Here is a 20621-nt window from a genome sequence, read left to right as displayed (position 1 = left end):
TGCTATTTCAGTAACGCGAGCTATTTTTCCAGTAAGTCAGCTCGCTTTTTTTGTCCTGTGATCAAATACTTAAAAGAACTAAATCCCTTATACATGACATGATAAGCGAGAACTCCCAAAGACATCTTTTTCATATGTCCTCTCACGAACCCAAGAAAATAAGCAATTTCCGTACCTCTGAGACGCACGCTTTTATGCTTAGGTCGGAGAATTCTCAAAAACATCCAATCACAAATTTTTGATGATAAATAACCAGTTCCGCTACTATTAAATAATACCTTGGACTCTTTCACTGGCACCCACCCCATTATTAGCGTTAGAAAATGAAGTGCCAGATATACCTCTCTCTCGAATCCGAGCTTCGTTGAAAGCGCTTTTAGTTCACGCCAAAATTCATCGTCATGCTGATTTTCAGTTACAAGTAAATATATATCACTGAGATCTCTGAAACCGAAAACAAACTCTTCTTTAAAAAAGAGGTGTACGGCGCTATGCAATACCATGCCAGCAGGCGACAATACCGAAAAGTTTCCCTCTTTCATTACTTTAGAAGATATCAACGTTTCCATATTTGGTGTCTTACCACTAACAGGAGGAATTATATTATGGTGAACGTCAAGAACGGTTTTTCGTTGGACATGCATCAAGGGAGGAATTTCATGTGACCACTTACGGTAATAATTCTGATCGTAGTCTGTTCCTTTCATCGATACCCAGCCAACCAGATTCAGTCTCCTTTCCACAACTGACAGGCTTGGCTTATCTACAAGGATATCAATGTCAGAGAAAATCCTGCCGTTGGCTGCCTGGCTATCAGATATTACGTAAGCCGCCCCCTTGAGAAAAGTCAGATGACCAAACTCAATGCCTTGAGTGTCTTTCTGTAACTTAGTGTACTCGTACTTCACCTGATTATGGAAAAGTTGAGTGTGACGATTGTAGCTGAAACATGTAGCTTTAACTTTGTCCGAAAGCTTATCTACAAAGTCACTATTTAAAACAGTGTGGGATAGGCGATGAACAACGTCAGCTGACCTTGCCACTCTAATCACATCACGCCAATGTAACTCATCAAAGTTAGTCGGCTTATTGCCTGTAAGGGCAAGAATAAGTGTCTCTAAGACATCGTTTCGCACGTTGCCTCCTGTAACCTGTCGGTTAAAAAGAGATCGACGTCTTGAACATTGGCGTATTCAGCGTCCGCAATTAGCGAAGCGTCATCCATAAGCTTTATTAGAGAACGAAATCCATCAGCGCCAAGTACTTCATTGTTAAAGGCGTTTTCCAATAACTTAGGTAAGGCCTCAGCATGATTTAATTCACGGATATCAGTACGTTCAGCATCACGAGAGTATGAAGGAAATAATATAGTGTGAACACGAGGTCTTACATTTGTATTTTGTATAGCGTTTATCGGTGGCCTGATATGAGCCACACTCCCTTTCTGTGTATCTTTCGCTGTGGGAGTGAGTACCGCGTCAGGAAACCATCTTTTTACGATGTCTATTGCATCATTTTTAACACAGATTGGACGCAAAAAAGGGCTTATTTCACCAGTAACTAAATCAATAACGGCCATTTCGTCCGATAACAGCCGCCAACCAGAATACGCCAGATATGTGCACAAAGTGCTTTTTCCAGAACCAGGCGGCGCGGGTAAAATAACAGCTTTCCCTGACTTCTCCAGCACAGCGGCGTGTAAAATCAAATACGTATGATAGTGACTGGCAACACACCAATTCATTCCCCACTCGAGAAGTGGGTAACTATGCGCTTTCGGAAGCGGTAAGAATGGGGGGATTCCATCAAGTTTAAACAGCGCCTGCGGTCTGAATAGACGCCGGAGATTCGGTGGACTTTCTACTGATATAGTGAAATCAAACCAGGTGTCCTGTAAGCAGACCATGTGGTTTGAGTACATGTCGTAAAAGCTTCTAGCAACGCTGCGATTTGGCGTTCTGATATGAAAACTTGCAAGTCCAGTATCAACAGTGATGCCTTTTTTTCTTAACGCTTTTGATACTTCATCAAATTCAAGTTCCGACAGCCTGACTTGCGCCATTTTCAATGATAAACCCATTTACTTCCAATGTGTTCACAGCATACTTGATTTCATCGGCACAAAACAATTCTTCCAGGTCGTTATCAGACTCTTTGTGAGAAATAGTACCTTTTAATAATTGTAAGAGCTGAAAATACTCAGGTGGAAAAATAATATGGCTCCCGATCTGAGTATGAAAGCATACGACCCCCGAGTGATCAGACAAAGGAACGACTTCTACCTGAGGGTCCAGCGATTTGAATGTAAGCGTCAAGGTAAGTTATCCACTACGAGTTTAAAGTAGCGCTTAATCCTGAGTCTGAGTGCTCACTATTGCACTTTCCATCTGAGCCTGAGTGTAAACTCCGGTGGATACCAAGTCGTAAAGGCCTTGAACGTAGGTTTGTGCAGTCTCGCCAGGAGCCAGCGGATATTCTCCTACCACTGCGTTCAGGTAAGCTGCAGCGAGTTGGGTGTCGATCCCGCTGTTGAGACGATCGCTTTTCGGCTTAAAATGATGGAAATACTGCCGAATCATGCTCTCAGAAGAATCACCTCCGAAGGGAGGACGGCCTATACCAAAAACATCTTCCCAAGTGGTATCCCACGAGCCACCAGCTAAATTTGTTGGCAGGTAAGCGCTGAAAGAGTGATAGTCACTGTGTCCAACTTTGTTGAAAACTCGTCCCCAGGTACCTGGAGAGTAACCAGAAACGGTCTCAATTTGCTCATCACACGGACGTGATAACGAGCCGGATAACGTACCTGAAACTGTGCATCCGGCGGTTTGAGCCCAGCTAACTTTTGCAGGAACAACAGTGATAAGCGATACTGCCGCAGCACGTTTTACAAAACGTCTGCGAGAATTGTTATCTCCACTAACATCCTTGCCATTATGGCTTTTGTCATCAATATTCATGCATACCTCTGGAGGAACTTAAACTAGCTAGATTTATATCTTATACCGAAATACAGCAATAATCGAACCACAAGTTCAACCCATTGATCCGTAAAAATTTTTTCAGAAACCAATATTTGCGTTGTAAAAAAAGCCGACAACACAATCTAACGGATTAATTTCTGAATATACTTAACCGGCACAGCATAGGATATCCCACTTGGAGACGAAAGTGCACTCTCTTTTGTATCTCTCACGATAACCTTATTTATAATGGCCACCACGTCTCCTGTAACAGGATCATATACCGGACTTCCGCTATTTCCTGGATAAGCTGTCGCATCCAGTTGATAAATCAAATTCTTATGCGCAAGACGCTTCATCATTTCCAGCGTTAACTGATCTGATTGCATAGCCGGAATCGCATCAGGTGTAACAGCCGATATATAGCCTCTGTGCGTGGCAGGGTACAAACCAAGAACTGCGCCAATCGGAAAACCTGTAAAAGCGATGCTGCTGCCAGGCTTTAGCAAGCCCTCAGCAGACATTGTTAACGGAGTAAATTTTTTCGGCAGTTTCAGCAACGCAATATCATGTGCGGGGTCAATCTTTTCCACGGTTCCCTTAACCATTTCTACCTGACTGCCCTGCCCCACCAGAATCACATAATCTTCAACGATAGTCGGGTCGAGTGGCTCAGATACCACATGGTAATTTGTCACGGCCCATGAGCCGTCGCCGATAATAAAGCCTGTACCCTTAATTTGAGGAGCCGCACTTTTTATTGGAGCATTAACGGCTATTGCAACGACGCTTTGTGTATTTTTCTCAACAACCTCAACAAATTCTGTCGCGACCGTTTTTGAAGATAATAGGATACTCAATACACATGCCCAGAAGTAACCGTACTTAATCACTTTCATACCTGACTCCTTTCTGATAATTTGTTGTTTTGCATAAATAAAAACTCAAAGGCTTAACATGGAAGCGCTCAAAAGTATTGTCTTGGTGCTCAGCTCGCCGCTGGCCATTTCAATTCTGATACTCATAGTCGCAGCTTTTTTTTATTTACGCCATCAAACAAAACGAGCGGCATTTCTTATTTCCTGTGGAACAGGAATTTTGCTTGTCTTTTCTCAGCCCTGGATAGCCAGTCTTCTGTTATATCCGCTAGAGTACCCAAAGGAATACCCGAGTACCGACGAATTTGAAAAATCGGAAGTCATTTACACGCCAGCTTGCTATTACAGCACAAAAGGTGAAATGCCGGAAACTGCAAGGTGGGCAGACTGCTCTTTACAGCGCTTACTACACAGTGCTTCACTTTCAAAAAAATTCAATATTCCAGTAGTGGTGTCTGGAGGAAAATTTCTGAGAGACAATACGGTTGTTTATGCCCAGAAGGCTCGTGACTTTTTACTTAGCGTCGGCCTTTCGTCTGACAGCATAATAGTAGTAGGAGAAGGCGAGAACACGTTTTCAGAGATACAGGCCGCGCGGGTTCATCTTGAAGATAAATATGTACTCGCGGTAACCAGTGCAACGCATGCCACAAGAGTAGAGAACATGCTCATTGATCTTGATATCGCGGTGCAATCATCGCCTGTGGACTATCAAAGCAGTGACGATTTGGACTTTTTCCTTGCCAGCCCTTCTGCAGTTTCCCTTGAAAAGTCTCGAAAGGCGATATATGAATACTTAGCATTACTTAAATATCAGTTAGAAAGCGCGTTTAACTAAAACAATTATCGAATTTTTTGCAGGCCTTCTGCTACACTTATTTCCATGTAATTAAGAGTTTGCACAACGGCGAAGGAAAGCAGTGAAAAGCCATTCAGTGTTGGACAGGCTAACAAAAGCTGTCGGAAAAAAAAGTAAGCTTGGAAAATTGCTCACCGGGTATCAACAACTGCGTGAAGCAAACTATATTTCCCAGCATTTTTCGTCATACCTGGAGCCAGTGGTGGCTACCAGTCAGTCGCTTTGTGAGGAATCGTTTAAAATTCGACACAACGTGTATTGCGATGAACTCAGCTTCGAGCCAGTCAGAGAAAACGGCATGGAGACGGATGAATTTGATGCATTTTCCCGTCACTGCCTAATCCATCATAAATCTTCTGATCACTTTGCCGGCACCGTTAGAGTTGTAAGACCTTTAAAACAGGGTGAACAACTTCCTATTGAAAAATACTGTCTTAACTCAATTACCAACGACAAGCTTAATCCGGCGTTTTTTGAGCGACACGAAGTTTGCGAAATATCACGATTAGCCGTCCCTAAAGATTTTCGTCGCCGACAAATGGATAAGTTTCAGGGTGCTGCGACCGGTGTTATTAACCAGTCGACTTATTCGGAAACTGAGCTTCGATGCTTCCCCTTTATTGCCGTAGGCTTGTACTTTTCTGCCGCCGCGATGGTCATTCACAACGAAATAAAACACGCCTATGTCATGATGGAGCCGCGTTTAGCCAGAAGTATGGGATTTGTGGGTATAAAGTTTGAGCAAATCGGCCCAGTGATTGAATATCACGGTAAACGCGCTCCTTACTATATTAATCAGGATCTTCTCTACAAAACATTAACCCCTGGCTTTAAAATCATGCTTAAACACATACAGCAGACGGTAAATAAAAGCCCGAAAAGTTAATTTCACATTCAGGTGCGCCATGTTCGATTATCAGTCGGCTTTCTCCAGAAATATTGGCTGGGTAACGGAAGCGGAACAATCTCTTCTTAAAACAAAAAAGGTCGCCATAGCCGGAATGGGCGGCGTAGGGGCTGAACACCTCGTTACCCTCCTCCGCCTTGGTCTTACCCGTTTTTCTATCTCCGATTTTGATGAATATGAAGTTCACAACTTCAATCGCCAGGCCGGTGCCTATATGTCAACGGTCGGCAAACCGAAGTGTGAGGTTATGGCGGACGTAGCCCGCGATATTAATCCAGATTGCGAGTTAACAACGTTTGACGACGGCATTAACGAAAACAACGTAGATGAATTTCTTGATAACGTAGATATTTACGTCGACAGCCTGGACTTTTTTGCATTAGATGCCAGAAAGCTTTTATTTGGTAAATGCGAAGAAAAAGGGATCCCCGTCGTTACCGCCGCGCCGCTGGGAATGGGAACGGCGCTACTATGCTTTTTACCAGGGCACATGTCATATGAAGAATACTTCCGATTCAATGATGCGGAAACGGAAGAAGAACAATACATAAAATTTCTTATAGGTCTCTCTCCGGCCATGCTTCAGAGAAGTTATCTGGTCGATCCTACCAAAGCAGATTTTAAAGCTCGCAAAGGGCCATCTACAATTATGGCCGTCAAGCTATGTGCCGGCGCCGCTGCTACTTTTACGCTCAAGATTTTGTTAAATCGCGGCAATGTGCCCGCAGCGCCTCACGGTCTGCATTTTGATGCATACACAAATAAGTTAAGAAAGACCTGGCGCCCTAATGGCAACAGAAACCCGATTCAGAAAATTGCATTTAAGATCGCCAAAAAAATTGTTCTCAAGGACAAACCGCCTGTAGTAGAGGAACCGCTATCAGAAACACCTATTGAACAGGTTCTTCACATCGCTCGCTGGGCACCCAGCGGAGATAACACACAGGTATGGCGCTTTGAAATACTGGATGACAATCGATGTATTGTACATGGTACCGATACCAGTGACTGGGTGGTGTATGACCTGCAAGGCAACGCCAGTAAGCTAGCTCTTGGCTGCCTCATTGAAAACATCGATCTTGCCGCCTCAGCGCTTGGGTTTACGGCAGATATCTCGTTTAAAAAAGAAGACTCGTCACCTGCTAGTGACGGCGAGCCTGGCCACTACTTGTTTGAGGTTTCCCTGAAGGAAGCTCACGAACAAACACAATCGACGTTTGACCAGAAGCTTTACAGCTACATTCCTATTCGTACAGTGCAACGTAAGCCCATGGGCACAGCTCCTTTAACACCGCGTGAGAAAGCTTCACTGGAGGAGTCTCTTCCACCAGGCTTTAGCGTGATTTGGAAAGAATCCAAAGAAGAGCGCCTGGCGATGGCTAAATTACTTTATGGCAACGGTAAAACCCGGCTGTCTATGAAAGAAGGCTTTAATGTTCATAGCAATATTATTGAATTCACACCACGGTCTGAAGACGCCAGTACAAATAAGAATGAAAATGATGAAATAAGCCAAAGCAAGCTTCCTGCGAAGTCGCTCGGAGTGGACCCATTAACGGTAGCCCTAACAAAGTGGTCACTAAGAAGCTGGCCGCGACTGGAGTTTATGGGGAAATATCTGGGCGGCACTGTCGTACCGAGGTTCCTGATGGACTTTGTACCTGCGGTGAAATCTTCAGCGCTGTTTGCGATTGTCGCAGATGAAGAAGCCGTGACTGATGAGGATTATTTTACAGCGGGCCGAGCAGTACAACGCTTTTGGTTACAGTCCGCAGTATTGAATCTTGGTTTCCAGCCTTGCCAGACACCCGTTATCTTTTCAGAGTACCAGAGACGAGGTGTTAAATTTACTGACAATACCGATACGATAAAGAACGCACAGAAAATGGAAGCACGCTTTCAGCAGATTTTTGGTGCGGAGAATACGTCTAAAATCGTATTTATGGGTCGGTTAGGCAGAACTGAAATCCCTAAGTATCGCTCTGTCAGACTTCCTCTGAGTGAGTTGAAGATAACGAAGTAGACCGCCTATCTATTGAGCCTCCGATCGCTTTTACTCTGCGAACCTTTCTATTTCAGGATTCGCAGAGTAACGATAGACTTTCTCGCATTGCAGTCCATTATCGTCGCTGACCTTCACCCACAAAAAAACCCGGCAAAAGCCGGGTTTTTCAATGCTTGCTAGCTGTAATTATTTAGCAGCTTTGCGACGGCGCAGACCTAAGCCCATCAGGCCAAGACCCAGAACACCAAGAGTCGCTGGCTCTGGAACAACACTGATTTGGTCAAGAACGAAACCGGCGTTGTCACCATCACTGGTTACTAAAGCTGATGCACTGACGATGTCAAACAAATTTACACCTACGAAAGATGATAGATTGACTGAAAACGTTCCAGGCATATCGTCAGAACCTGGGATGGTAACTACAACTGTTGAACACGCTGCAGTGCTATCACAAAGAGTAATTTCTGCATCCAGATCTTCATCGATGTCCAGGTAATCAAACTTGATGGCAGTACCAAAGTTAGCAAATGGAATTGGCGCTACTGATGAATAAGTAAGTGTCAGTTCACCTTGACGGTTGGTACCTTCACTGAATACCAGTACGTCTAAATCAGGTGCTGTATCAACAGAAGTTGTTACCATTGAACCCAAGTTACCATCGGTTAAAGCGTTTAACTGATAAAATGCTTCAGCTGGAACTGGGCCAACGCCAGGTACATTGATGACTAAGTTACCAGTACCGTCAACTGATGTTCCGTCGCCTGACGTATCAAACAGTTGCAGATCATACTGGTCAAAACCATCTAGCATCAAGTCTGCATGAGCTGGCATAGTTGAAGCGGCCAGTAACGCTGTAGCACCGATTGCTTTAATAAAAGATTTCATTTCAATTTTCCTCTTTTCGAAAAAGCGTCCATTTATGCAAGCCTGAGCATGTATGGTTTGCTTAATTGCTCTAAATTAACTTCACAAACAACAAAGCAGTTGTCGTGCCAATAATTAAAAAAACTTAAAAAACAACGACTTAACAGCATCTCCAGCTTCCCAAAATATATCAGTGTTAAAGATCCTGACACCTTATTAGTTCACCGTTCCCTGTATAGCATTTGCTTTCTCGGTTTCACCAACAGCTCTTAATGCTTCGCTGTATTTTTGAATCAGCTTCTTGTCTGTCGGGCGTTCACTGTAAAGCTCGTCAAATATCTCGATAGCTTCCTGAGCTCTACCAACTTCAACCAATACTGATGCATGTGTATCCCGGACATTCGCATTTTTCGGCTCAAGTTCCATGGCTTTATCTGAGTACTTTAACGCCTCATCTGCCCGTCCAGCTTCGAAGAGTAAATACGCTAGATTGTTCAACACTTTAATATTGTCTGGTTCAACGGTTACTAACTCAATATAGTTGTCAATTGCTTCTGGCCGTTTTCCAGTTCGAATAGCAAGTTCTGCAAGGTGAGAAAGTTGCAAGCTATCAGGTTTTTTATTCTTCAGATAATCGGAGTACACAGCGTACGCCTCATCGCCTTTCCCCTGAGCAACGAGTGACTTAGCATAAAGCCACGTAAGCTTGTCATCAGGGCTGTCTTTGTAAAGTGTTTTAAAAGTACGTTCCGCTTCTGCGAAATTTCCTTCGGACATTTTTATCTGAGCAAGAATCTTCTCGCCAGTTGCGGAATTTTTAATTTCCGATGATAGCTTTGAAAACGTAGACTTTGCTAAGTTGGAGTCATCAGAGCTAAGTGATAGCGCGATAAGAATTAATTTGAACTCTTCTACTTTCGGATGGCTACTTACAGCTTTGACAGCTTCTCTTTTAGCCTCAGCCGAATTTCCATCGAGTTGCAATGACGAAATTAGCTGAAAGTGAGCAAGCGTATTTTTTGGCTCACTCTGAAGCCATTCTCTGGCCACGGAAACCGCCGCAGAACGGTTTTTTTCATAAAAATGACTATTAGCCAGCACCAACCATTCTTTATCTGAAAACGTGGCTCTATCAACAGATTCAAGATGCTCAATTACCATATTATAACGGCCGCTGGAATATAGCGTATTAACATAAAGAGATTGCATATTGCCGTCTACGTCGGCTTCTAGTGCGTTCCGGATCGCTGCAAGGCCCTTCTCTTCATTTCCAGATTCTTTCAGGAGCTGATAATTTAGAACTAACGCTGGTACATTAGATGGATGCTCTTCCAGCACATTGTTTAAATGTTCCATTGCTTGATCAGCTTTATTTTCACCTATGTATTTTCTGGCAAAGTACATATTCGCGGTCGTGTGTGACTTATCAATCTCAAGCGCTCTCGTGAAAAAAGCATGAGCTTCGTCAACTTCACCTTTCTTTTCACTGATGATTCCAAGCAATGCTGGCCCGTCTGCTGAATCGGGATTGCGTTCCAGCCATGTGTTCGCGAGTTCCTTTGCTTTTTCCCATTTGCCTGCATCTATATAAGCTTGTGCCAAAGATACATTTGCTAATGCAGAATCAGGCTCTAACCTGATGGCCGCTTCAAGATCAGTGATCCCCTGAACATCATCAAGTGTTAGTCTTAACGCTCCTCTGGATAGCATCGCAGCTGATGAGTTGACATCAGCCTTTTTCAACCTTTCAGAAATTTCTCTGGCCTGGCGAACTTCGCCTGATTTAAAAAGCTGTGTTGTTAAAGATGATAAGACCAGGACATCCTGCTCGGAAATCACATCTTTGTTATCAAGATATGCAACCGCATCAGCTTCATAACCAAGATCTAATGCCAGAGAATTTAGTAATGGCAGGACTGTGCTGTCTGGTCCAAGCTCGTCTTTCACAGTATTCAGGTGGTTGTAGGCCTGCTCTTTCCTATCTAGTCTTAGCGCACTTATACCAGCTATGACGCGAGCGCTTCGATCGTTATATCCATTCTGTATTGCTTTGTCAGCATGAATACTCGCAGATTCAAAATCTCCAGCCTCGAATCTCGCGGTGGCTTTCATAAAATTCAGGAATGGTTGTTCGCTACTCACATCTAGTAAGCGATCTACAATCTCTTCCGCTTCTTCAAACTCTTTATTTCGAAGTAATGCATTGGAATAGAAAATTGCTCCCCGATAGTCTTTCGGACGTGCTTCTACATAATGCTGAAAAGCCGCTACCGCCTCTTCGGTGTTTTCCCGGTAAGATGCTATCTGGCCTTTGAACAAGTACACTTCAGGCAACGAGACGTCACTCTCAATTATTGTGTCCAATGTATTATCTGCGCTATCAATATTGCCGGCTGCAATATCCTGTAGTGCGCTACTTAATTTGGAGAATTCGCTTTCTGGTGCTTCATTCTTTGCTTCCTCGACCATTACCTGCGCTTCATCAATAACTCCCAATTCAAAGAGAGTCATTGCGGTAAAGGCAAAAACTGCTGCTTTTGAAGTGGTAGAGAGCCCGGTTCCTATTTCAGATAAGGACTCTAGCTGTTGAAGGTTGCTTTGAGAGTAGTAACTAAGGGCAAGCAAAGGCGCCACTGCGTTGATGTCAAACCCGTATTTTTTCGCTTCTTCCAATTCTTTCGCGGCAGCAGCCCATGCGCCCTGCTCGGTATAAACCTTACCAAGCAAAAAGCGAGCTTGCGCATTTTGCGGTGCCTCCTGCAGAGCATTCTTCAACTCAATCACCGCTGCAGCTTCATCACCTTGTTGAATATTTTGTTGTGCTGACTGAATTAATTCCTGCGGATCCTTGCCACCACAACCGGTCAACGATATCCCTACTGCTACTGACAAAGCTAACAACGACTTTTTCATTTTCTCACTCCTAGACTGAAAAACGCTTTTTGTGCCATCATAGCCCCATATTAATAACATTACTAACGAATTGGTAACCTCCAGGGGTTTCAGTTGCGGTGAGCAGTAAGTCCTTACAATGATTACGGTACAACAGGTTTCTCTTCGCAATTCTCAACACTTTCAATCACTCCTGAAAGATTTCTGGAACGACTACCAAAGCGGCACTTTTTTTATGAGTCGTGCGTGGCTGGAAGCCTGGCTTCAAAGCCTTCCATCTCCTCCTCTTCTGATAACTTTCTGCAAAAATAATGTACTGGTTGGCTTTGTATTGCTGCAAAGCCGGCCTGTTCATCGCGCACTGCCTTTTTTCAAAACACAGTGTTGTAATCAGGCGGGCGTGCAGAAATATGACCAGGCATGGATTGAGTTCAACCGAATTTACTGCCAACCGGAATATCATGAGTCTTGTGTTGATGCCTTATTAAGCGGCTTTCCTGACATGCCATCCACTGTGCAGTTGTATATCAGTATGGCAGACGACAAACACGATTGGCTAAAGGCGGCGACGTCGAGAGCTCAGCCCACATTGGTTGAAGAAGTAACCGGATATAAGCGGTCGTTGAGAGCGACAACGACGGTCGACAGTATTATTCAGTCGTTATCGAAAAACAGCAGGTCGCAGATCCGCCGCTCCCTGAAAAAGGCAGAATCTGTATGGGGACCGATAACGGTTGTCTCATCTGCAGGGAGTGAGAAAGCAAAAGATTTTATGGCGCTGGGCAAGCTTCATAAAACACGATGGCAACATACCGCAGAGGGCAGTGGCTTTTCAAATGACGCTTTCCTGAACCATCATCACTTTATTATTAAGCACTTTCCACACCTTGTTGATGTTGTAACGGTAAAAGCAGGAACGCATTTACTGGGTATGTGCTACAACTTTCTGTGGGAAAAACGTGTCGAGTTTTATTGCTGCGGAATTAACGACACGGTGCCAGATAAACACATCAAGCCAGGGTATTTAGTTCATCTTTACTGCATGGCGTATTACGCTGAGCGCGGATACACTGAATATGACTTTCTGGGCGGCGATGCACAGTACAAAAAGACCCTTGCCGACACCCTCTACCACTTTTATAACATCACCGTATGGGCAAATTCTTTCACTGCAAAAATGGTAAGACAAATAGCAAAACTTAAGTCTCTGGTTGGCCGCGCGACTTAATCACTTTCGCCGGATTACCCGCTGCGATAACCCCTTCAGGAATATCTTTGGTCACTACTGACCCTGCCGCAATCACGCTTCCTTTACCAATATTCGCCATAATCATGGCGCCGTTACCAAGCCAGCAGTTTTCTCCAATCTCGACCTTATTAAACACCCCGCCCTGATCTTTGATCGGCGTGTCGGGGTCGTCAAAATTGTGTTGGCCTTTTCCGCTCATTACGTGGACACCACTTCCCAGCAATGTATTTTTTCCAATTTTGCACTTACCAATATTGCATTGCGGGCCCAGATACACTCCCGATCCAATTTCGGTATCCTGCTGCGAAAACAATACCATAAATGAAATAACCGCATCGGGAGAGCAGGCTGTAAAAGCAAAGCGATAAAACCCCGCCCGCAATATTGCGCCAGTTTTACCAGGAATCAGCGACAGAAGCTGACTGTAACCGGCCAGCAAACTATCTTTATTCAGCGCCAGAGCCAACAGTGAGTAACTCACCGTAAAAGGCAGCATAATGACTGCTGCCAGCGTAAACAGTACTTGCTTGAAAACACTTCTCATAGTGCGCCCAATGCCTCTTCCAGCGGCTTTAATTGCTGTTCCCAGCTGTAGGCGCTTTTGATTTCATCAAGCCCTTTCTGCGCCTTTGCTTCAGCGGTGTCAGGTTCTTTTACACAGCATATACAGGCGTCAGTAAAGCCCTGCGTGTCATTTTCAATAAACATTGTCTGTTCCGACGCGAAGTGAATGCCTTCAGCTCCCATAGAGGTAGTAATCACGGGTAACTTACACGCCGCTGCCTGCAATACTTTATTCTGCACACCGCGGGCAATACGGAAAGGCGCAACAAACGCCGTGGCGCTATGAAAATACGGTAAAATATCGTCAACGAAGCCTGTCACATCGATACCATTTTTACCGTTCAGGCTCTGGATCTCTGTTGAAGGGTTCATGCCAGCAATCGTAAATACGGCATCTGGCAGTGCCCTTCTGATATCCGGCCAGCAAGATTTGACAAACCACATCACCGCATCAATATTCGGTTTATAATCCATGACCCCCGTAAACAGGAAATGTCCACTGGTTGCATCCGACGATTTATTTTCAGCAGGATAGAACGCGGAAAAATCCAGTCCATTGCCCATCACGTTAACAGGCTTTGCATCACTGACTTCCCGACGAAACAGCGCAACTTCTTCTTCCGCAATCAGGAATGTTTTTTCAAACTGCGCGTTCGCCTTTTGCTCGAGCTTTCTTATCCCCTTCGCTTCTCTTATATAGACAGCTCTCATTGGCCAGCTACTGCTGTTGGCATACTGATGCCATTTGTCCGAGTCCACATCCATAAAATCCATCATGACCTTACATGCTGAATCAGAAAAATGGGATGACGAGAATACATATTGGCCCAGGCTGGATGCTGTGAGATACAACACGTCAACACTCTCGTTCTTCAGAATATCATCGATACGCTTTGCCACGTCGCCTTGATAGAAGGCGCCTACGCTTACCGGCTGCTGCTTTATCAATGCCGAAGCGTAGCGGGTGAGCTTACTGCCTAATGGAAAAGTACTTACGTTGATCTGTAAGTGATTCTGAAGCGCCAGTGCATCGTTGGTATCCTGCTCACTCTCACTGAAAGAAATAACGTCTACGTCGTGACCAAGCTGAACCATACGCTCAATTTGATGGAAAGTTCTGAGTTTCTCCCCCTTATTAGGTGGGTAAGGCACTCGCTGTGCTACAACACAAATTTTCAAAACGTCTCCATACTCGGTTTAAGGAAAAGTGCCGGCTAAGTCTATGGTCGCGCTGGCTTACAGGCAAGTCGCTACAGACTTTTTCGCACTTTCCCCAAGTCTACTTCTTTTTCAGCATGGTACGACGCCAGCAAATTTTCGTCAAAGTCATATAATCAGCTGTTTTCACACCGGTGCAATTGGCAGAGATACAAAACTCAAGTACAGTAAGGGATTGTTGTCGCGGTTCACGGAAGAAGTCATAGTTAAGCCAATGTTGTCACCTGCTTTCAGTCTTAATAATACCGGCTCGACGCCGGTTACTCATGCCTTCTTTAAAACAGGCCTCCCCTGCCGCAAAGGGCAGTGGCGTGCGACGGACCAGATTCAGTTACAAACGGCGTCAGGGAATATTAGCAGCAGTGTCTGCACTCCTCATGTATTGTGGGACGATGGCTCCGTTCGCTGGTTTCTTGCTGAAGGACTCTGTTCATTAGATGCAGGTCAAACCGAAACAGTCTCCCTTCAACTCTCTCCCGCGGCTAACAAGCACCTGATAAACCCTGTTAAGGACTCTGACTCGACGTTAACTATCCATTGTCACAACGGCAATATAATAACGGTATCGACTGATAACGAACTACAGTTCGCGATAGACGGCTGCCAATACGGACTCCGGCTGAAAAGCGGCAGTAACGTTGTTACCCCGTCAATCACTTCGCAGCACTACACGGTGAAGTACAGTGCAGCGTCAGCTTTTTCTGTAGATATCGCGCTGGAAGCGACGATTACCACTGCACAAGACAATGTTCTGCATCTCTTCCTTAATATCACAGTGTTGCTGGACAATGGGGATTGTCATCTGCAAACGACGTTACGTAATCCCGTCGCTGCAACCCATCCTGCCGGACAGTGGGATCTCGGCGATCCAAACTCAGTTTATATTGACGAATGTTATCTTGAAGCTTGCGCTCCCACGAAAAGTCTCAGCATTTCAGCACGCGAAGATTCCGTTAAACCTGAAGGCAAAAGCTATCATCTTCATCAGGCATCCAGCGGCCATGCTAACTGGAATAGTCCTGTTCATGTAGATAACAGCGGTGAAGTAAATCTGCCGTTTAAAGGCTATCGGTTTACCCTGAATAATGAACTGCAAAAAGAAGGCTCGCAGGCCTCGGCAGTAGTGGAAATCCAGAGCCAATCCGGCACTCGCTATGTGGAAGTCGACGGTTTCTGGCAAAACTTTCCATCGTCCGTTAACGGAGACAATACACTGACCCGGGTAAGCTTACTCGGTGCAGACGCTGGCCCCACCACAGAGTTGCAACCGGGCGAACAAAAAACACGGTGTTTGCATATCACCGGTTCTCCGTTCCGAAAACTACAGGTAGTGCTCTCGCCTGACTATATTGCCTCTACGAAGTGCTTGCCCTTTTTCCGAACAGGCATCCCCTCTGACGCCATTCAACAGCTAATTCAGAAGGGGATCACCGGTGACAACCACTTTTTCGCGAAACGTGAAGCTATTGATGAGTTTGGCTGGCGACATTTCGGCGAGTTGTACGCGGATCACGAAAAGGCACTAACTCCGGATATCACGCACTTTGTTTCGCACTACAATAACCAGTACGATCCCATCAATGGTTGCCTGAACCAGTGGCTGAATACTTCTGATGAACGCTGGTTCACTCTGGCTGATGATTTAGCAGGTCATGTGGCTGATATCGACGTATATCACACCTGTGACGATAAACCAGAATATTCCGGCGGACTATTCTGGCACACCGATCACTACGTGCAGGCTTATACTGCCACGCACCGCACCTATTCCAAACGCCAGCCTACAGACGTCTACGATGATCACGCCGGTGGGGGTGGGCCTGGTGGGCAGCACTGTTATACCAATGGTTTGCTACTGCATTATTTGCTTACCGGCGATCCGGTCTCTAAAGATGCACTTCTGAGCATTTGTCAGTGGATTGAGACTTACTATGATGGTGATGACACGGGTGTCGGCTTTTTACTGTCTCTGAAGAACAGCAATACCCCGGGCGTCAAAAATATTCGCACAGGCCAGTATCCCCTTGACCGGGGAACCGGCAATTACCTGCAGGCAATGATGGACAGGTACACGCTGCTGGGTCGCGCTGAAGATATCAATAAATGTGCGCATATCATTTATAACACCGTTAGTCCGGAAGAAGACCTTGCCGGGCGCAACCTGGAGAACGTAGAGCTAACCTGGTTTTATACGGTTTTCTTACAGGCGGTATGCCGGTTTATTCAGACAAAAGAGTCGCTGGGCCAAAACGATGCCGCCTACGCGTATGCGGTGCGCTCTCTGGTGCACTATGCGACATGGATGACGAAGAATGAATATGCGTATCTGGACAAACCCGATATTCTGGAGTTTCCAAATCAAACCTGGACGGGTCAGGACTTAAGGAAACTGTGTGTGCTCCATTTCGCAAAGCATTATATGAATAACGACGACGCGACAGCCGCCAAACGTAAAGCCGACGAGCTGTTGTCAGTAATCGAGTCCCGACTGGCAGACTCGGATGAATCTGAAACTACCCGGCTGCTCTGCCTGATGATGCAAAATGCCAATTTCGATGCCTACAGTGATGCGGCCAACCCTATGCCGTTAAAAACAAGCTATTCGACGCAGCATTCACTGAACACAACATCGTTACCCAAAGCGGTATTCAATGCGTTAGGAGCGTTTTCGCTTAAGCGGGAAAGACGTCAGGCGGCGAAGCGCTTCCCTTCCCTCCAGAAATGGCTGGGGAAACCATGAGCGAAACTATCAGCTTTGTGATTCCGCACAAGGGCCGTGAGGGTATGTTGCTGGAAACCCTGCAATCTATTATTTCGCAGGATTACCCCACTGACGCTCTGGAAGTGATTGTTGTTAGTCAGAATGACACTGCGTCCGAAACATTGTCGGCACTTCGCAGTGAAGTGAAACTTACCGTTATTTTCAACCAGCCGGACAAGACTATTTCCCACTCGCGCAACCTGGGTGCTGCCCATGCCAGTGGTAGCTATCTTGCCTTCCTGGATGCTGATATTGCGCTTTCGGATAACTGGGTGAGTACCATGCTGAGCACGCTGAAATCTCAGCCTGACACCAGACTGGTGAGCGCTATGCAAATAAACAGTAACGATGCACCACCGCTTGAAAGAATTCGCACGGCACTCAGCAACGCTGAATTAGATACTTTCGTGGCGTTTTTACCAGGAAGAAATTTATTTCTGCACAATGACACCTTTAACGACGTTGGTGGGTTCCCCGAACATTTGCTTACCTGCGAAGACTATTACTTTACAGATCAGGTAAATAAGCTAGGCAATTTATTCTATACCTCTGAAGCAAACTACGTGCATTTAGGTGAAGACAAAGAATACATACCCATGTTTAAAAAAGAGATTTGGCGGGGCCAGTCGAATCTGGCATCGTTAAATGGCCGAAGTATTCCATTGCGCGAGTGGCCAAGTTTCCTGGTACCTTTTGCGGTTGTGGGTGGAATACTGCTCGGGTTATTGATGCTTATTCTGACGCATTTTGATCTGTCAGCATTATTCTTCGCAATCGGACTTTTACCTTTAGCCGCTTACACGGTACGATTGAAGAAACTGACTAAAAATGAGACAGGGTGGATGCCATGTCTGTTATTTTATGTCATGTATTTTCCCGCCAGAGCGATTGGCACATTGCTGGGCATCGGCGGGACAGTAAGAACCAGTTCACATAAGTAGAAAAATGAAAATATTGCAGTTTATTTGTTCAACCGGCTTTTACGGTGCAGAGCGCTGGGTTCTGGCGTTATCCAAGCACCTCCCGGAAGACACAACCAGCGAACTGGTAGTGACATTAGAACCAGGCACAGAAGATCTTGAACTCGTAAAGCAGTTTTCGCCTATCGGGACAACGCATGCTTTACCCATGAAAAACCGTTTTGATCTGGGTGTAGTAAAAAAGCTGGCCGCGCTTATTAAAGAACGTAACATTGATGTCATTCACACCCACGGCTATAAGTCAGATATTCTTGGTGTGATGGCAGCCAGAAAAGCCGGTATTCCCTGCGTTGTGACTCCTCACGGATTCGAAAACGCAGCAGATATTAAACTGCGCACTTTCATCTGGCTGGGTTGCCAGGCCATGAAATACGCCACTAAAGTAGTGCCGCTGTCTCGACAACTCATGGCCGATGTCAAAAAATTTAACATCCCGGAAAATAAACTGGAATATATCCAGAATGGCGTCGATTTATCTGAAGTCGAAGCGGTAAGACTTACCAAACACGAACGAAAAGCCTCTGAAATAAAAACCATAGGCTTCGTTGGCCAGATGATAAGCAGAAAGAATATTCGCGCAATCCTGGACAGTTTCGATACGCTTTATAAACATCGTCAGGATATACGCCTGGTATTACTGGGAGACGGCGACGCGCGCCCAGAGTTGGAAGCTTACACCGCATCTTTGTCCTCAAAAGCGTCTATCGAATTCTTAGGGTTTCGAAACGATCGCCTCACGCTGCTTCGGGATTTCGATTTATTTGTCATGACCTCCACACTGGAGGGTATTCCGCGATGCCTAATGGAAGCATGTGCAATGGAAATACCTGTCTCAGCGTACGATATAGCCGGTATTGATCAGCTTATCACTCACAAAGAATCCGGCCTGCTGGCAACGCTTCACGACAATAAGCAGCTAATGCAGGACTGGGAAAAGCTATTAGACGATACTGACTACGCAAAACAACTTGCTGCGAACGCCAGACAGTTTGTACAGGAGCATTTTTCTGCCCAGCGAATGGCAGATGAATATTATGCATTGTTCAGGGACGTAACCAGCGAGGCGGCGCATGCACAAGCCTGAGGTATTGTTCGTACTCACCATTGATACCGAGGAAGAATGGCTCTGGGACGAAGAGTTCCCGGAAGAGGAGTGTTCAGTAAAAAACGTTGAACGCTTGCCCGATTTTCAGCAAGCCTGCCAGGACATGGGAATTCGCCCCACCTACTTCGTCGATTATGCTGTCGCCAGAGACAAGCAGGCCTGTGAGACGCTGAAGTCTTTTCATCAGAACAATCACGCAGAGATTGGTGCGCATCTGCACCCATGGTGCAATCCGCCCTTTTTCGGTAAAACAACAGAAGCCGAATCCCATGTGATTAATCTGCCCGATGAGCAGGTAGAACAGAAGCTGGATACCCTTACTGAAATAATATGTAAGAACATCGGTGCGTCGCCGCAGTCTTTTCGCAGCGGCCGATGGGGAATCAATGGCAAAACACTGCAACTGCTTGCCTCACGTGGCTACAAAGTCGACTCCAGCGTATATCCGTTTTACAAAAATGACTTCTTCAGCTGTGAAGGGGCACCAACGTATCCGTACTGGCCTAAAGTAAACAATGCCCTCAAGCCAGGCGCACAACGACAAATTATGGAAATACCGGTAAGTGCAGGCTTCAACGTAAACAATTTCCGCTTGGGCGAAAAAGTGCACAATTTGCTCGCATCACCTGGGATCTCCTGGACAAAGTCTGTTGGCGTATTATGGCACAGTCATTTGCTTCGCAAGATTTATCTGAGCCCGGAGCTTACCGATGCCAGCAATATGAACGCCCTCATTGACAGATGTATTAAAAATGCCCATCCGGTAATTCATATGTATTTGCACAGCTCCAGCCTGATAGACGGCGCGACGGGACTTCTGGATGTAGACAACGCCTTTGAGCGGATCATCACCAGGATACGGGCAAGCGTAAATCATCTGGAAGATAAAGCGAATGTGCGTTTTTGTACCATTTCAGAAGCCGCTCAACTGCTTAAGCAAGCCCATAACAGCGATGTGATCCGCTGGCAGGAGGCAGGCTGATGTCTGATGTAGCAGAAGTCTCTGTCTCTAAAGTATCCATTGCTGACAAAGCCCGGTGGGACGAGTATGTGGCGCGTCATGAGCTGGCAACGCCCTACCACAGATTTGCCTGGCAGCAGGCAGTAAAGTCAGCCTACCGACATGATATTGCCGGTGCCATAGCCACAGATCCGCAAACAGATAAGGTGGTAGGCGTGTTCCCCGCAGTGCTCATGCGCATTCCTTTTTCCGGAAAGCAGGTTTGTGCCCTGCCCTATTGCGACCTGGGATTCGGACTGGCAGATTCGCCTGAGGTCCTCAACCGGATGCAACACCACCTTCGTAATGTGGGGCAAAAGGCAGGAAGTCGCTATCTCGAGGTTCGTGGACTGACTCAGACACCAGAAGACACATC

The 20621-nt window shown here is 45.7% G+C and carries 16 protein-coding genes and 1 pseudogene; 9 read left to right on the top strand and 8 right to left on the bottom strand.

Features of this window, described 5'->3' with window-relative positions:
• Window positions 1–20: 20 nt before the first annotated feature.
• From JKP77_RS19730 to JKP77_RS19715, 4 genes are all read right to left on the bottom strand, one after another.
• On the bottom strand, window positions 21–1136 hold the full coding sequence (locus JKP77_RS19730; RefSeq protein WP_218312894.1) for a nucleotidyltransferase family protein: 1116 nt from the start codon (window positions 1134–1136) through the stop codon (window positions 21–23).
• Window positions 1118–2080 (bottom strand): HprK-related kinase A, encoded by a 963-nt coding sequence (locus tag JKP77_RS19725; RefSeq protein ID WP_218312893.1) that lies wholly within the window; start codon window positions 2078–2080, stop codon window positions 1118–1120. Before JKP77_RS19725 ends, JKP77_RS19730 begins: the two co-directional genes overlap by 19 nt.
• Window positions 2081–2348: 268 nt before the next feature.
• Window positions 2349–2960: a hypothetical protein gene (locus JKP77_RS19720; RefSeq protein WP_218312892.1), complete on the bottom strand. Its 612-nt coding sequence runs from the start codon at window positions 2958–2960 to the stop codon at window positions 2349–2351.
• 146 nt (window positions 2961–3106) lie between these two features.
• Complete coding sequence (locus tag JKP77_RS19715) at window positions 3107–3862, bottom strand: S1 family peptidase (protein WP_218312891.1); 756 nt, start codon at window positions 3860–3862, stop codon at window positions 3107–3109.
• Between the two features lie 58 nt (window positions 3863–3920).
• Between JKP77_RS19715 and JKP77_RS19710 the strand changes: the two genes are divergently transcribed.
• The 3 genes from JKP77_RS19710 (at window position 3921) to JKP77_RS22715 (ending at window position 7630) form a co-directional block, all read left to right on the top strand.
• The gene (locus JKP77_RS19710; protein WP_218312890.1) at window positions 3921–4679 is read left to right on the top strand and encodes a YdcF family protein; all 759 of its coding nucleotides are present in this window, start codon (window positions 3921–3923) and stop codon (window positions 4677–4679) included.
• A gap of 82 nt (window positions 4680–4761) precedes the next feature.
• Complete coding sequence (locus tag JKP77_RS19705) at window positions 4762–5586, top strand: PEP-CTERM/exosortase system-associated acyltransferase (RefSeq protein WP_218312889.1); 825 nt, start codon at window positions 4762–4764, stop codon at window positions 5584–5586.
• 19 nt (window positions 5587–5605) lie between these two features.
• The gene (locus JKP77_RS22715) at window positions 5606–7630 is read left to right on the top strand and encodes a ThiF family adenylyltransferase (protein WP_218312888.1); all 2025 of its coding nucleotides are present in this window, start codon (window positions 5606–5608) and stop codon (window positions 7628–7630) included.
• Window positions 7631–7798: 168 nt separating this feature from the next.
• On the opposite strand, the gene JKP77_RS19695 is transcribed toward JKP77_RS22715, so the two are convergent.
• Together JKP77_RS19695 and prsT are read right to left on the bottom strand one after the other, a co-directional pair.
• Window positions 7799–8497, bottom strand: coding sequence for a PEP-CTERM sorting domain-containing protein (locus tag JKP77_RS19695; protein ID WP_218312887.1), 699 nt, complete (start codon window positions 8495–8497; stop codon window positions 7799–7801).
• Between the two features lie 195 nt (window positions 8498–8692).
• Window positions 8693–11389 (bottom strand): XrtA/PEP-CTERM system TPR-repeat protein PrsT, encoded by a 2697-nt coding sequence (gene prsT, locus JKP77_RS19690; protein ID WP_218312886.1) that lies wholly within the window; start codon window positions 11387–11389, stop codon window positions 8693–8695.
• 214 nt (window positions 11390–11603) lie between these two features.
• Between prsT and JKP77_RS19685 the strand changes: the two genes are divergently transcribed.
• Window positions 11604–12596: a GNAT family N-acetyltransferase gene (locus JKP77_RS19685; RefSeq protein WP_218312885.1), complete on the top strand. Its 993-nt coding sequence runs from the start codon at window positions 11604–11606 to the stop codon at window positions 12594–12596.
• Here JKP77_RS19685 and JKP77_RS19680 read toward each other — a convergent pair.
• Window positions 12568–13161, bottom strand: coding sequence for an acyltransferase (locus JKP77_RS19680; protein ID WP_218312884.1), 594 nt, complete (start codon window positions 13159–13161; stop codon window positions 12568–12570). The genes JKP77_RS19685 and JKP77_RS19680 overlap by 29 nt on opposite strands.
• Entirely contained in the window at window positions 13158–14360 is a 1203-nt protein-coding gene (locus tag JKP77_RS19675) for a TIGR03087 family PEP-CTERM/XrtA system glycosyltransferase (RefSeq protein ID WP_218312883.1), read from the bottom strand. Before JKP77_RS19675 ends, JKP77_RS19680 begins: the two co-directional genes overlap by 4 nt.
• A 253-nt stretch (window positions 14361–14613) precedes the next feature.
• Between JKP77_RS19675 and JKP77_RS19670 the strand changes: the two genes are divergently transcribed.
• From JKP77_RS19670 to JKP77_RS19650, 5 genes and pseudogenes are all read left to right on the top strand, one after another.
• Complete coding sequence (locus JKP77_RS19670) at window positions 14614–17139, top strand: hypothetical protein (RefSeq protein ID WP_218312882.1); 2526 nt, start codon at window positions 14614–14616, stop codon at window positions 17137–17139.
• Complete coding sequence (locus JKP77_RS19665) at window positions 17136–18101, top strand: glycosyltransferase family 2 protein (RefSeq protein ID WP_218312881.1); 966 nt, start codon at window positions 17136–17138, stop codon at window positions 18099–18101. Before JKP77_RS19670 ends, JKP77_RS19665 begins: the two co-directional genes overlap by 4 nt.
• Before the next feature lie 4 nt (window positions 18102–18105).
• Window positions 18106–19224 (top strand): glycosyltransferase, encoded by a 1119-nt coding sequence (locus JKP77_RS19660; protein ID WP_218312880.1) that lies wholly within the window; start codon window positions 18106–18108, stop codon window positions 19222–19224.
• Window positions 19211–20227, top strand: a complete 1017-nt coding sequence (locus tag JKP77_RS19655) for a polysaccharide deacetylase family protein (RefSeq protein ID WP_218312879.1) — start codon at window positions 19211–19213, stop codon at window positions 20225–20227. Before JKP77_RS19660 ends, JKP77_RS19655 begins: the two co-directional genes overlap by 14 nt.
• Window positions 20227–20621 (top strand): annotated as a pseudogene (locus tag JKP77_RS19650) (GNAT family N-acetyltransferase); the annotation flags it as partial. The gene JKP77_RS19655 and the pseudogene JKP77_RS19650, both read left to right, overlap by 1 nt.

The sequence above is a fragment of the Alteromonas antoniana genome (assembly GCF_019249295.1).
In the GTDB taxonomy this organism is placed as follows: Bacteria; Pseudomonadota; Gammaproteobacteria; order Enterobacterales; family Alteromonadaceae; genus Alteromonas; species Alteromonas antoniana.
This window is presented reverse-complemented; position numbering and strand designations above follow the sequence as displayed.